Below are 13,036 nucleotides of genomic sequence, written 5' to 3'. Positions count from 1 at the left end.
CGCAAACCGACCCCTACACTGGCAACAGGCACAGGCTCAGCTCCATGACCATGCTCCCGATCGTCGCGCATGCCTCGCCCGAAGACATCATCGCCTGGGCGCACGGACGGCCGCCTGTCAGCGTGCGCCAGTTCCTGGCAGATGCGTCCAGCCTGGCCGATGCGCTGCCCGCAGGCGGGCACGTATTCAACGCCTGCACCGACCGCTACCGCTTCACCGTCGGCCTGTGCGCCGCGCTGCTGGCGGGCAAGGCCACCCTGCTGCCGCCATCGCATACGCCGGAGATGGTGCGCCAGCTGGCCGACTTTGCCCCGGACGCCTTCTGCCTGCACGACCAGCCTGACGCGGCATTCGCCATGCCGGCGTTCCACTATCACGACGGCCTGCGCGGCGCGGCCACGGACGGGCCGGTCGAGATCCCGCGGATTGCCGCGACCCAGGTCATGGCGTACGTGTTCACGTCAGGCTCGACCGGCACGCCGGTGCCGCACCGCAAGACCTGGGGCGCGATGGCCCGGTGCGCGCAGGCCGCGGCACAGCGGCTCGGCCTGCTGGACGGGCGTGCCTGGACCGTGGTGGGCACGGTGCCGCCGCAGCATATGTTCGGGCTGGAGGCCACGGTCATGCTGGTGCTGCAGGGCCGCGCGGCCCTGGTGGCGGCCCCGGCCTTCTATCCCGCCGACGTGCACGATGCCCTCGCCTCGGTGCCGGCCCCGCGTGCACTGGTCAGCTCGCCCGTGCACCTGCGCACGCTGGTGCAGTCGGGCATGGCAATGCCGCCGGCAGACCTGGTGCTGTGCGCGACCGCCCCGCTTGGCCGCCAGCTGGCGGGCGAGACCGAGACCCTGTTCGGCGCTCCGCTGTGCGAGATCTACGGTAGCACCGAGACCGGCCAGATCGCCACGCGCCGCACCGCGCAGGCTGATGCCTGGACACTGGTGCCGGGCGTGCGGCTGCAGGCACGCCAGGGCGCCGGCGGCGCCGAGACCTGGGCCGAAGGCGGCCATATCGAGCAGCCGGTGCCGCTGGGCGACGCCATCGCGCCGCTGGATGCCGGCCACTTCCTGCTCCATGGCCGCAAGGCCGACATGCTGAATATCGCCGGCAAGCGCACCTCGCTGGCTTACCTGAACCACCAGCTCACGGCCATCGACGGCGTGCGCGACGGCGCGTTCTTCATGCCCGATGATGCGCACGAAGGCGACACGCATGGCCACGTGGTGCGGCTGGTGGCCGTGGCAGTGGCGCCAGGCGTCGCCCCGGCGCAGCTGCAGCAGGCACTGCGCGCGCGCATCGACCCGGCCTTCCTGCCACGCCCGCTGCTCTTTGCCGACAGCCTGCCGCGCAATGCGGCCGGCAAGCTGCCGCGCGAGGCCCTGGCGGCGCTGGTCGCAAGGCTTGCCGGGGCGCACCACGGCGATAGCGCGGCAAGGCCCGGCTTTGTCATCGACGCCGATCACCCGGCCATCGCCGGCCACTTTCCCGGCCATCCGATCGTGCCGGGGGTGGTACTGCTGGACCACGCGGTGCTGGCACTCGGCATTGCAATGGGCCGCCGCCTTGCCGTCACCGAGGCCGGCACCATCAAGTTCCTGAGCCCGGTGACCCCGGGCGAGCGCGTTGAGATCCTCCACCAGGCCGACGCGGCGGCCGATGGCGGCGTGAGTATCCGCTTCACGCTGCGCAGCGCCGGACGCGATGTCGCCAGCGGCACGCTGCAGGTGCGCGGTGCCGCGACGCAAGCGGGGGCATCGGCATGCTGAGCTGGCTGTGGAGGCGGCAGCCGCCGCTGGAATCCGAATGGTCGCGCCGCCAGGAGCGCGGCAGCATCACGCTGCTGCGCGTCATGACGTGGATCTCGCTGGCACTCGGCCGCCCCGTCGGGCGCGTGGTGCTGCGGGGGATTGCGGCGTACTTCATGCTGTTCGCGCCGGCGGCACGCCATGCCTCGCGCGCCTACATGGGCCGCGCCCTCGGGCGCGATGCCAACTGGATCGATGGCTACCGGCATGTGTTCACCTTCGCCTCGACCATCCATGACCGCATCTACCTGCTCAACGGCCGCTTCGACCTGTTCGATATCCGCCTGCACGGAGAGGAGCAGCTGGAAGCCGCGATGGCGCGCGGCCGCGGCGCAATCCTGCTGGGTGCGCACCTGGGCAGCTTCGAGGTGGTGCGCGCGCTCGGGCGGCGGCACCCGGACATGGAAGTCGCGATCACCATGTACGAGGAAAACGCGCACAAGCTCAATGACGTGCTGACGTCGATCAACCCGGCGATGCGCCAGGACGTGATCGCGCTGGGCCGCTTCGACACCATGCTGCGGGTGCGCGACTACCTTGACCGCGGCTACATGATCGGCATGCTGGCCGACCGCACGCTGTCGCAACGCGCCACCGACCCGGTGCAGCAGTGCAGCTTCCTCGGCACGCCGACCGGCCTTCCGACCGGCCCGCTGCGCATGGCGGCGATGCTGCGCCGGCCGGTGTTCTTCATCACCGGCCTGTACCGCGGCGGCAACCGCTACGATGTGCACTTCGTGCCGCTGGCCGACTTCACCGAAACCGCACGCGGCCAGCGCGAGGCAGCCGTGCAAACCGCGCTGGCCGAATACGTGCGCCTGCTGGAACAATTCTGCCGCAGCGCCCCGTACAACTGGTTCAACTTCTACGATTTCTGGCACGCCGGCCCGCCGCTGTCTGAACAGCCGCCGCCGGGCAACGAGCCATGACCCGCGAGCCCTGAGCAGCCCCTGATGCCCCTTTCCAGACACCCTTTCCGCTTCCTGCTGTCGATGCTGCTGGCCGGCGCCATGCTTGCGCTGGCCACGCCGTCCGGCGCCGCCACATTTGGCGTCGACCAGCTGATGTCCACCCTGGCGCAGCGCAAGTCTGGGCGCGTGCTGTTCACCGAGACCAAGTACCTGGCGATAGTCGACAAGCCGGTGCAGTCGTCCGGCGAGCTGCTGTTCACGGCGCCCGACCACCTGGAGAAGCGCACACTGTCGCCCAAGGCCGAGAACATGGTGCTCGACGGCGACATGCTGACGGTCGAGCGCGACGGCAAGCGCTACACCATGCCGCTGCAGAACTACCCCGAGCTGGCTGCCTTTATCGAAAGCATCCGCGGCACGCTGGCAGGCAACCGCCAGACGCTTGAGCGCTACTACAAGCTCGGCCTGGAAGGCCGTGCCAGCCGCTGGACGCTGACACTGACTCCGGCGGACTCGCGCATGGCCGCGGTGGTCAGCCAGGTGCGCATCGACGGCAGCCTGGATGCGCTTGACCGCGTCGAGATCCGGCAGGCCGACGGCGACCGCTCGGTGATGAAGATCCGACCTGCCGGCCGCCCATGAGCGCAGCGCCGCCCGCAACGATGCGCCCAGCGATGCGCCGGCTTGCGCTGGCACTGTGGATCTTCGCCATGCTCGCCTGCGCGGCTGTGATCAGCCGCACCACCTTCACGGCCGACCTCTCGGCCTTCCTGCCGCGCCTGCCCAGCGCCGAGCAGCAATTGCTGGTGAACCAGCTGCGCGACGGGCTGGTATCGCGCCTGGTCCTGGTCGGGATCGAAGGCGGCGATGCCGATGGCCGCGCCGCGGTGTCGCGTGCCATGGCGGCACAGCTGCGCGGCGACCCGCGCTTCACGGCGATCCAGAACGGCGAGCCGGTCAACCAGGATGCAGACCGCCAATACGTGTTTGCGCACCGCTACCTGCTCAGCCCCGCGGTCACGCCCGAGCGCTTCAGTGAACGCGGCCTGGCGCAGGCGCTGAATGAATCGTTCGAGCTGCTGGCCTCGTCCGCCGGGCTCTTCACCAAGTCGCTGCTGCCGCGTGATCCCACCGGCGAAGTGGCCGCGATGCTGGCACAGCTGGATGCCGGGCAGCGCGTGCCCATGCACGCCGGCGCCTGGGCGTCGCGCGACGGCAAGCGCGCGGTGCTGCTGGCGCAGACCGCCGCCGCGGGGTCTGACACGGATGCGCAGGCACAAGCCATCGGGGCCGTGCGCGAGGCGTTTGCCAAGGCTGCGATCGCTGGCAAGTACCAGCTGGCGATGACCGGGCCGGGCGTGTTCTCCGTCAATGCACGCGACACCATCCGCCATGACGTGGAGCGCCTGTCGACCATCGGCGTGGCCATCATCGTCACGCTGCTGCTGCTGGTCTACCGCTCGGTGCCGCTGCTGGTGCTGGGGCTGGTGCCGGTACTGAGCGGCGCGCTGGCGGGCATTGCCGCGGTCAGCCTGGGCTTCGGCGGCTCGGTGCACGGACTGACGCTGGGCTTCGGCACCACGCTGATCGGCGAGGCGGTCGACTATTCGATCTACCTGTTCGTGCAGTCCGCGCAGTACACGCGCGACGGCCGGCGCGACGAGCGCGCCTGGCTGGGCGGCTTCTGGCCGACGGTGCGCCTGGGCGTGCTGACCTCGGTCTGCGGCTTTGCCTCGCTGCTGCTGTCGGGCTTTCCGGGGCTGGCGCAGCTGGGGCTGTATTCGATTGCCGGGCTGGCGACCGCGGCGCTGGTGACGCGCTTCGTGCTGCCGCAGCTGGTACCGGCCACGCTGCACCTGCGCGACGTGGCGCCGCTGGGCCGCCGGCTGCAGTGGCTGGCGGCGCGCGCGCACCGGCTGCGCTGGCTGGTGCTCGTGCTGGTGGTGGCAGCCGCCACGGTGCTGGCCATGCACCGCGGCACGCTGTGGGGCCGCGAGCTGCAGGCGCTGAGCCCGGTGTCGGCCAGCGACCAGGCCCTCGATACCAGGTTGCGCGAGGATCTTGGCGCGCCCGACGTGCGCTACCTGGTGGTGCTGTCCGGGCCGGACCAGGAATCCGTGCTGCAGGGCGCGGAGCGCGTGGCCCGTGAACTGGACCCGCTGGTGGCACAGAATTTCATCGGCGGCTACGAGAGCCCGGCGCGCTACCTGCCCAGCGCGGCGACCCAGCGCGAGCGCCAGGCCAGCCTGCCGCCGCCCGACGAGCTGGCGCAGCGCCTGGGCGCCGCCATCGCCACGCAGCCGGTGCGCGCGTCACTGTTCGCGCCTTTCCTGGCGCAGGCCGAGGCCGCGCGCACCGGTGCGCTGCTGCGGCGCGAGGACTTGCGCGGCACCTCCATGGCGCTGGCTGTCGATGCGTTGCTGGCGCAGCGCGACGGGCGCTGGAGCGCCACGCTGCCGCTGCGCGCACCGGCCCAACAAAGCACCGGCGCGGCCGACGGCGTCGACACCGGCGCGGTGCGGGCCGCGGTGGCGCGGGCCGGCGTTCCCGACACGCTGTTCGTCGACCTCAAGGGCGAATCCGACCGCCTCTACACCGGCTACCTGCGCGAGGCCTTGCTGCTGTCGCTGGCCGGCCTGCTGGCGATCATCGTGCTGCTGGCCGTGGCGCTGCGCTCGGCACGGCGCGTCGTGGCCACGGTGCTGCCGCTGGCCGCGGCGGCGCTGGTGGTGCTGGGCGGGCTGGCAGCGCTCGGCCAGCCGCTGACGCTGCTGCACCTGGTGGGCCTGCTGCTGCTGATGGCCGTGGGCTCCAATTACGCGCTATTCTTCAACGGCCCCGCTGCAGGCAGCCAGGTGGCGGGCGCTTCACCGCATACGCTGGTGTCGCTGCTGCTGGCCAACCTGACCACGGTGGCCGCCTTCGGCCTGCTGGCGCTGTCGAGCCTGCCGCTGCTCAAGGCCTTCGGCCTGACAGTAGGTCCAGGGGCCGTGCTGGCCCTGTGGTTTTCGGCGATCCTGGCGCGCCCCGCGGCGCCAGACACAGCCAAGAGTGCAACATGAATTCGTATCCCGCACCGCGCGTAGCCTTGCGCGGCACCTCTTACAGCCGCCCCTGGCGCCCCACCCCGCTGCTTTACGGCGCCGCCGCCGTGCACCTGGGTGCCGCCGGCGCAATGCTGGCGCACCCTGAGGCCATGGGCATGGCGCTGGCCGGCGTTGGTGCCGCCCATGCGGCAATGTGCGCCGCCGGCCTGTGGCCGCGCAGCCACTGGCTTGGCCCCAACGTGCTGCGCCTGCCGCCCTCTGCCGATGATTGCGTGGCACTGACATTCGACGACGGCCCCAACCCGGCGTTGACGCCGCGCGTGCTCGACATGCTGGATCAGCACGGCGCGCGCGCGACCTTCTTCTGCGTCGGCGCGCGCGCCGCGGCGCATCCGGAACTGGTGCGCGAGATCGTCGGCCGCGGCCACGCCGTGGAGAACCACAGCATGTACCACCGGCTGCACTTCTCGGTGTTCGGTCCCGGGCGCATGCTGCGCGACATCGGTGCCGCGCAGCAGGTGCTGACCGACCTCACCGGCCAGGCGCCGCGCTTCTTCCGCGCGCCCGCGGGGCTGCGCAATCCCTTCCTTGAGCCGGTGCTGTGCCGGCTCGGGCTTCAGCTTGCGGCCTGGACCCGGCGCGGCTTCGATACCCGCTGCGGCGACCACGCGGGGCGCGTGGCGCAGCGCCTCACCGGCAAGCTCGCCGGGCGCGACATCCTGCTGCTGCACGACGGCAATCCCGGCACCGATGCCGCCGGCAATGCACATTGCACCACCGTGCTGCCGGGCCTGCTCGCTGCCATTGAACGCGCCGGCCTGCGCTGCGTCACGCTGCGCGCGGCCGTGCCGACAGCCTGAGTGAGCGGCGGCTTGTTACAATTGGCACAGCCTTCCGAGATACCTTCCATTCGTTCCCCCTAAGCCGTGTCCCCGCTCCTGTTCTCGCATTTCACGGCCACCAGCTGCCTTGGCGCCGGTGTAGACGCCACCCTGTCGGCACTGCGTGCGCAGCGCGGCGGCCTGGCGCCCTGCCGCTTCGGCGGTGTCGAGCTCGATACCTTCGTCGGCGAAGTCCCCGGCCTGGACACCGTGGCACTGCCGCCCGCACTGGCCGAATTCGACTGCCGCAACAACCGGCTGGCGCAACTGGCGCTGGAGCAGGACGGCTTTGCCGCGCGCGTGCGCGAAGCGGCGGCGCGCTACGGCGCCCACCGGGTCGGCGTCTTCCTGGGCACCAGCACCGCGGGCGTGCTGCAGACGGAACTGGCCTATCGCCAGCGCGATCCTGCCAGCGGCGCGCTGCCGCCGGGCTTCCATTACGCCACCACCCACAACCCCTACTCGCTGCCCGCCTTCCTGCGCCAATACCTGGGACTGACCGGTCCCGCGGCTGCGGTGTCCTCGGCCTGTTCATCCGGCGCCAAGGTGTTCAGTTCGGCACGGCGCATGCTGGAGGCAGGGCTGATCGATGTGGCTGTGGTCGGCGGCGTCGATTCGCTGTGCCACACCACGCTGTACGGCTTCAATTCGCTGGAGCTGTTGTCCGACCAGCCGTGCCGGCCCTATGACGTGGCGCGCAACGGCATCTCGATCGGCGAGGGCGCGGCATTCGGCCTGCTCGAGCGCGTGGCCGGCAGCGCGCAAGGCGATGCCATCCTGCTGGCCGGGATCGGCGAATCCAGCGATGCGCACCATATGTCGACCCCGCACCCCGACGGGCTGGGCGCGCGCCTGGCACTAGAGCAGGCACTGGCCAGCGCGGGGGTCGCGCCGGCGCAGGTCGGCTACGTCAACCTGCATGGCACCGCCACGCGCAGCAACGACGCGGCCGAGGCCATGGCCATGGCCGCGGTGCTGCCCGGCACGCCGTGCAGCTCAACCAAGGGCGCCACCGGGCATGCGCTGGGTGCCGCCGGCGCGCTCGAAGCCGTCATTTGCGCGCTGGCGCTGCGCCACGGCCTGGTGCCCGGCGGCATCAACACCACGCAGGTGGATCCGGCGCTGGACGTGAACTACCAGCTCGCCAACCGCGAGGCACCGCTGCGCTATGCGATGACCAATGCCTTCGGCTTCGGCGGATCCAACTGCAGCCTGCTGTTCGCCCGCGCGGACGCGGCTTCCCACTGAGCATCGCCATGCCGCAGCACGTGTATATCGAAAGCATCGGCCTGCTCGGCCCCGGCCTGACCGGCTGGCAGCAGGCCGCCGAAGTCCTTGCCGGCCGCGTGCCATACGCGCACGCGCCCACCGAACTGCCGCCACCCGCGGGCCTGCCGCCGGCCGAGCGTCGCCGCACCGGCCCGACCGTACGGCTGGCGCTTGGTGTCGGCCAGCAGGCCGTCGCCGCCAGCGACTGCGAAGCCGCGCAGCTGCCGACGATCTTTGCCTCGTCCAGCAGCGACGGCTTCAACTTCCATGCGATCTGCGAAGCGCTGGCCGAGCCCGAGCCGCTGATGTCGCCCACGCGCTTCCACAACTCCGTGCACAACGCCACCGCCGGCTACTGGTCGATCGCCGCGGGCGCGATGCGCACCTCCAATGTGCTGTGCGCCATGGATGGCAGTGGCAGCGCGGGCTTGCTCGAATGCGTGCTGCAGGCCGCCGCCGATGCCGAACCCTGCCTGCTGATCGCCTATGACACCGGCTACCCCGAGCCGCTGCATAGCCACCGCCCGATCCCCGATCCCTTCGGCGTGGCCCTGCTGGTCACGCCGCGGCAGAGCGCGCGTTCGCTCGCGCGCGTCGGCGTGGCGCTGAAGCAGGCGCCAGCCACGGTGATGCCGGACGCCGCGCTGGAAGCGCTGCGCACGTCGGCACCGGCCGCACGCATGCTGCCGCTGCTGGCGGCCATCGCCCGCGGCGAGGCCACCACCGTGGTGCTCGATTATCTGGATACGCTGCAGCTTGCGGCCGAGGTGGAAAGCCTCGGCGGCCAGGCGGATGGCTGAGCTGCTGAAAGACCGCGACTGGATCGCGGCACGCATTCCGCACCAGGGCACGATGTGCCTGCTCGACGGCGTGCTGGCCTGGGATCCGGCATCGGTTCGCTGCACGTCAGCCACGCATACGCGCGCGGACAACCCGCTGCGCGCGCACGGCCGGCTGGCCGCGCTCAGCGGCATTGAATACGCGGCACAGGCCATGGCCGTGCACGGCGCATTGCTGGCGGAAGCGGAATCAGGAATGGGCGCACAGCGCCCGCGCTCGGGCTACCTGGCCAGCGTGCGCAAGCTGGTGCTCCATGTGGAGCGGCTCGACGATATCGACGCGCCGCTGCAGGTCGAGGCACAGCGCATCAGCGGTGAAGGCAGCAGCGTGCTGTATGCCTTCACCGTCAGCGCCAAGGGCCAGGCACTGCTGTCAGGCCGCGCGGCGGTCATCCTGGATGCCGCCGCAGTCGGCCAAAGCGCCGACCGCGGCGCCGGCTGAAGCGCTTCAGCGCGCCGGCAGGATCTTGCCCGACACCGCGCCGAAGCCGACGCGATAGCCTTCGCCCTGGCAGTAGCCGGTCATGATCACGTCGTCGCCATCCTCCAGGAAGGCTCGGCGGCTGCCGTCGGCCAGCGTCACCGGCTCGGCGCCGTTGCGGGTCATTTCCAGCAGGCTGCCGTAGGAGTCCGGCGTGGTGCCGCTGATCGTGCCCGAGCCCATCAGGTCGCCCACGCGCACATTGCAGCCCGACACCGTGTGGTGGGCCAGCTGCTGTGCCATGGTCCAGTACATCGCCTTGAAGTTGGTGCGGCAGATGGTGCTGGGTGCCGCTGCGCCCTGCGGCTGCAGCGCGACTTCCAGGGCGATGTCGTAGGCATTCTTGTCCTGCTGCTGCAGGTACGGCAGCGGCTGCGGCGATTGCTCGGGGTTGTCGCGGCGGAACGGCTCGAGCGCTTCCATCGTCACCACCCACGGCGAGATCGAGGTGCCGAAGCCCTTGCTGTTGAACGGCCCCAGCGGCACGTATTCCCACTGCTGGATATCGCGCGCGCTCCAGTCATTGAGCAGCACCATGCCGAACATATGCGCCGGCGCATCGGCGGTGCTGACGGGCTCGCCCAGCGCCGATTCCTTGCCGACGATAAAGCCCATCTCCAGTTCAAAGTCCAGCTTGCGGCAGGCGCTGAAGATCGGGCGTGCCTCGTTCGGCAGCTTGATCTGGCCGTTGGGACGATGCAGCGGCGTGCCGCTCACCACCACCGAGCTGGCACGGCCGTTGTAGCCGATCGGGATTTCCAGCCAGTTCGGCAGCAGCGCATTGTCCGGGTCGCGGAACATGCGGCCGACGTTGGTGGCGTGCTCCCTGGACGAATAGAAGTCCGTGTAGCCCGGGATCTCCACCGGCAGGTGCAGCGTCGCGGCCGACATCGGCACCAGTGCCTGGTCGCGCAGGGCGGCGTTGTCGCGCAGCGCGGCGTCATCACCAGACAGCAGCGCGCCCAGGCGCTTGCGGGTTTCGCTCCACACCGGCTTGCCCAAAGCGATAAAGCGGTTCAGGCTGCTTGCGGCAAACGTGCCTTTGGCAGCGGCCGGCAGCAGGCCGGCCTCATCCAGCGCGGCGAGGTCCAGCACCTGGTCGCCGATGGCAACGCCGACGCGCGGGGCCTGGCCCTTGGTCGAAAACACGCCATACGGCAGGTTCTGCAGCGGGAAGTGGGACTGGCCGTCGTTGGCGGAAGCGATCCAGCTGGTCTTGGGGGCGGTCATTGGGATACTCCGAAAATTTGGTGGCACTTGTCGCGTGCGGTGACGCATCATGCTCGACGAGCGCCGGCTCTCTCCGCCCGGCCCCTCTCCCGCTTGCGCGAGGGGAGAAAGCCGGGCGGGCGGCCAGGCGCGCGAGATCAGCGGGTGTTCGGGTTGAAGTGTTTCTTCAGGCCCTGCCAGCACGTGTAGTAGTCCTGCTGCAGCGAGGCCGACTGCGCGGCATACGGCGTCGGGCGGATCACGCCCGGGGTCTCGAACATGAAGGCCATGGTGTCCTCGATGCGGTGCGGCTTCGAGGTATCGGCGGCGCTGGCCTTCTCGAAGGTTTCCGCATCCGGGCCGTGGCCGCTCATGCAGTTGTGCAGGCTGGCGCCGCCCGGGGCAAAGCCTTCGGCCTTGGCGTCGTAGACGCCGGTGATCAGGCCCATGAACTCGCTGGCGATATTGCGGTGGAACCAGGGCGGGCGGAACGAGTCCTGCATCGCCAGCCAGCGCGGCCCGAAGATGACGAAGTCGATGGTGTCCACGCCCGGCGTGGCCGACGGCGACTGCAGCACCAGGAAGATCGACGGATCCGGGTGGTCGAAGCTGATCGAACCGATGGTATTGAAGCGGCGCAGGTCGTACTTGTACGGGGTGTAGTTGCCATGCCAGGCCACCACGTCCAGCGGCGAGTGGCCGATCCCGGCGCGCCACAGGTTGCCCTGGAACTTGGCCACCAGCTCGAAATCACCCTCGCGGTCTTCATAGCTGGCAACCGGCGACAGGAAGTCGCGCGGGTTGGCCAGGCCGTTGGAGCCGATCACGCCCAGGTCGGGCAGCTGGAACAAGGCGCCGTAGTTCTCGCAGATATAGCCGCGCGCCTCGCCGTCGGGCAGCTCCACGCGGAAGCGCACGCCGCGCGGGATCACCACGATCTCCTGCGGCTCCACTTCCAGCCGGCCAAGCTCGGTCACCATCAGCAGGCGGCCCTGCTGCGGCACGATCAGCATCTCGCCGTCGGCGTTGTAGAAGAACCGGTCCTGCATCGACTGGTTGGCCAGGTACAGGTGGATGCCGCAGCCGGTCATGGCCTCGGGGCCGCCATTGCCGGCCATGGTGACGATGCCGTCGGCAAAGTCGGTCGGCACCGACGGCATTGCCGGCGGGCTCCAGCGCATCTGGTTGGGCGACGGCGGCACCTGGTCGAAACGGCTCAGGAAACGCGACTGCTCGATCTGCGTGAACGGCGTATGCATCGCGGCCGGGCGAATGCGGTACAGCCACGAGCGCCGGTTGTGCGCGCGCGGCGCGGTGAAGGCCGTGCCGGACAGCTGCTCGGCGTACAGGCCGTAGGGCGCGCACTGCGGCGAGTTCCTTCCTACAGGCAGCGCACCGGGCAGCGCCTCGGTGGCGAATTCATTGGCGAAGCCGGACATATAGCCGTGCTCGGCGAGCTGGGTGTGCGTGAGTGTCATGGTGTCGTCAGCGTTCCTGGGTCTCAGTCCATCTGGCGCTGCGCTGGCGCCTGGCGGCCTCTGCTGGGAGTGCCTGCCGGTCCGTATTCAGTCTGTGCGCGGTGCACGGAGCATGAATTACGTAATGCGTAATGAATTTACCATATCGTAATAGCCAACTTCGGACGTGTCAAACGGCACCGCTGACGCATGCGTCGAACGCCGCTTGCATTGCAGTTGTAGGTGGGAAACGGGAAAAGCGGGAAAAACCAGGAAGCGCCGGGATGCGCGCGTCGACGCCTGCGCGGCGGCAGTTGCTCACGCAGCGGGAAAAACCAGGAAATGCGGGAAAGCGCCGAAGCAGGCAGCCAGGCCTGCGGCGTCATCCACGCCAGGCGTCGCGAACGGCGCTCAGGACGGTAGCAACCGGCGCGGTGCGGAAAGCCCCGCGCCGGTTGTCATGGGTGGCCTGGAGGCCAGCTTCCAGTGCCGGCGCGTTGCGAACGCGGCCGGCCAGGCAGCGGCCGGTCAGACCGGCTTGTGCCCCTCTCCGGTCCCGGAGCCGAAACCGCCTCCGGAAGCCGGTGCCGCAGCCGGCGCGGCCGTGCTTCCGGCGGCCGGCTGGCCTGCCATGGAAGCTGCCGTCACGCCGCCATTGCGGCTGGCAATAAATGCGTTGACGTCTGCAGCAAGATGCTGCGGGGCCAGCACGACTTCCAGGCCCAGCGCCTCGCAGGCGGCCAGGAACGTCGACATGCGGGGATCGGCCTGACCCGACTCCGCCCGCAGGTAGGCTTCCCGGGAAATCCCCGCTTTACGGGCGACGTCCTCCTGCTTGAGCTTGCGCGCGCGACGCAACGCCCGCAGTTGCCGGAACGGTTCGCTAGCGCCTCTTGGCACGGCTGTACTGTTCATGTCGGTCTCCAGTCACCAGTGAAAAAAAGTGCGCGGACGTGCATTCGAGTATAGAGCACGCAAAGCGTTCCGTATGTAACCGCAGAAACACTTTGTGCAGATTTCTTAGAAGTCCGCAATCCCGCCCTGACATCGGCCGGTTGGCGAACATCAAAGAGCCGGATCGTGCACAACAACGCTGCACCGCCCAGTCTCTAACGGGCCTTGGCGGTTTGCGTTGACGTC

At 69.8% G+C, this 13,036-nt stretch carries 11 protein-coding genes; 8 read left to right on the top strand and 3 right to left on the bottom strand.

The genetic code is table 11. From position 1 onward, the window contains the following. Positions 1-44 precede the first annotated feature (44 nt). From AC1Q6V_RS26720 to AC1Q6V_RS26685, 8 genes are all read left to right on the top strand, one after another. Positions 45-1,763 carry an AMP-binding protein gene (locus tag AC1Q6V_RS26720; RefSeq protein WP_454750907.1) on the top strand — a complete coding sequence of 573 codons (1,719 nt, stop codon included), beginning with the start codon at positions 45-47 and terminating at the stop codon, positions 1,761-1,763. Next, complete coding sequence (locus AC1Q6V_RS26715; RefSeq protein WP_011617386.1) at positions 1,757-2,731, top strand: lysophospholipid acyltransferase family protein; 975 nt, start codon at positions 1,757-1,759, stop codon at positions 2,729-2,731. The genes AC1Q6V_RS26720 and AC1Q6V_RS26715 overlap by 7 nt, the downstream gene beginning before the upstream one ends. Positions 2,732-2,755: 24 nt before the next feature. Next, entirely contained in the window at positions 2,756-3,355 is a 600-nt protein-coding gene (locus tag AC1Q6V_RS26710) for a LolA-related protein (RefSeq protein WP_454750908.1), read from the top strand. A gap of 20 nt (positions 3,356-3,375) precedes the next feature. Then, positions 3,376-5,775: an MMPL family transporter gene (locus AC1Q6V_RS26705; protein ID WP_136227915.1), complete on the top strand. Its 2,400-nt coding sequence runs from the start codon at positions 3,376-3,378 to the stop codon at positions 5,773-5,775. After that, positions 5,772-6,620 (top strand): polysaccharide deacetylase family protein, encoded by an 849-nt coding sequence (locus AC1Q6V_RS26700; protein WP_058696462.1) that lies wholly within the window; start codon positions 5,772-5,774, stop codon positions 6,618-6,620. Before AC1Q6V_RS26705 ends, AC1Q6V_RS26700 begins: the two co-directional genes overlap by 4 nt. 66 nt (positions 6,621-6,686) lie before the next feature. Further along, positions 6,687-7,889 carry a beta-ketoacyl-[acyl-carrier-protein] synthase family protein gene (locus tag AC1Q6V_RS26695; protein WP_454750909.1) on the top strand — a complete coding sequence of 401 codons (1,203 nt, stop codon included), beginning with the start codon at positions 6,687-6,689 and terminating at the stop codon, positions 7,887-7,889. A gap of 8 nt (positions 7,890-7,897) precedes the next feature. Further along, positions 7,898-8,710: a beta-ketoacyl synthase chain length factor gene (locus AC1Q6V_RS26690; RefSeq protein ID WP_011617391.1), complete on the top strand. Its 813-nt coding sequence runs from the start codon at positions 7,898-7,900 to the stop codon at positions 8,708-8,710. Further along, positions 8,703-9,191, top strand: a complete 489-nt coding sequence (locus AC1Q6V_RS26685) for a hotdog family protein (protein WP_010810172.1) — start codon at positions 8,703-8,705, stop codon at positions 9,189-9,191. Before AC1Q6V_RS26690 ends, AC1Q6V_RS26685 begins: the two co-directional genes overlap by 8 nt. A gap of 6 nt (positions 9,192-9,197) precedes the next feature. Here AC1Q6V_RS26685 and fahA read toward each other — a convergent pair whose 3' ends face one another. The 3 genes from fahA to AC1Q6V_RS26670 all read right to left on the bottom strand — a co-directional run bounded on the left by fahA (position 9,198) and on the right by AC1Q6V_RS26670 (position 12,811). Then, entirely contained in the window at positions 9,198-10,460 is a 1,263-nt protein-coding gene (fahA, locus tag AC1Q6V_RS26680) for a fumarylacetoacetase (RefSeq protein ID WP_010810173.1), read from the bottom strand. A 137-nt stretch (positions 10,461-10,597) separates the two neighbouring features. Beyond that, complete coding sequence (gene hmgA / locus AC1Q6V_RS26675; protein WP_454750910.1) at positions 10,598-11,917, bottom strand: homogentisate 1,2-dioxygenase; 1,320 nt, start codon at positions 11,915-11,917, stop codon at positions 10,598-10,600. A gap of 507 nt (positions 11,918-12,424) precedes the next feature. Continuing rightward, complete coding sequence (locus AC1Q6V_RS26670) at positions 12,425-12,811, bottom strand: helix-turn-helix domain-containing protein (RefSeq protein WP_011617393.1); 387 nt, start codon at positions 12,809-12,811, stop codon at positions 12,425-12,427. Positions 12,812-13,036 lie beyond the last annotated feature (225 nt).

The sequence above is a fragment of the Cupriavidus sp. GW823-FHT07B10 genome (assembly GCF_058794355.1).
Note: the sequence above shows the minus strand (reverse complement) of the source record. Positions and strands in the feature narration are given on the sequence as shown.

What these genes read in the sequence shown, in the direction of transcription:
- AC1Q6V_RS26720 (WP_454750907.1), top strand. Translation starts at nt 45, where the DNA reads ATGACCATGCTCCCGATCGTCGCGCATGCCTCGCCCGAAGACATCATC.
- AC1Q6V_RS26715 (WP_011617386.1), top strand. Translation starts at nt 1,757, where the DNA reads ATGCTGAGCTGGCTGTGGAGGCGGCAGCCGCCGCTGGAATCCGAATGG.
- AC1Q6V_RS26685 (WP_010810172.1), top strand. Translation starts at nt 8,703, where the DNA reads ATGGCTGAGCTGCTGAAAGACCGCGACTGGATCGCGGCACGCATTCCG.
- fahA (WP_010810173.1), bottom strand. Translation starts at nt 10,460, where the DNA reads ATGACCGCCCCCAAGACCAGCTGGATCGCTTCCGCCAACGACGGCCAG.
- hmgA (WP_454750910.1), bottom strand. Translation starts at nt 11,917, where the DNA reads ATGACACTCACGCACACCCAGCTCGCCGAGCACGGCTATATGTCCGGC.
- AC1Q6V_RS26705 (WP_136227915.1), top strand. Translation starts at nt 3,376, where the DNA reads ATGCGCCCAGCGATGCGCCGGCTTGCGCTGGCACTGTGGATCTTCGCC.
- AC1Q6V_RS26710 (WP_454750908.1), top strand. Translation starts at nt 2,756, where the DNA reads ATGCCCCTTTCCAGACACCCTTTCCGCTTCCTGCTGTCGATGCTGCTG.
- AC1Q6V_RS26690 (WP_011617391.1), top strand. Translation starts at nt 7,898, where the DNA reads ATGCCGCAGCACGTGTATATCGAAAGCATCGGCCTGCTCGGCCCCGGC.
- AC1Q6V_RS26670 (WP_011617393.1), bottom strand. Translation starts at nt 12,811, where the DNA reads ATGAACAGTACAGCCGTGCCAAGAGGCGCTAGCGAACCGTTCCGGCAA.
- AC1Q6V_RS26700 (WP_058696462.1), top strand. Translation starts at nt 5,772, where the DNA reads ATGAATTCGTATCCCGCACCGCGCGTAGCCTTGCGCGGCACCTCTTAC.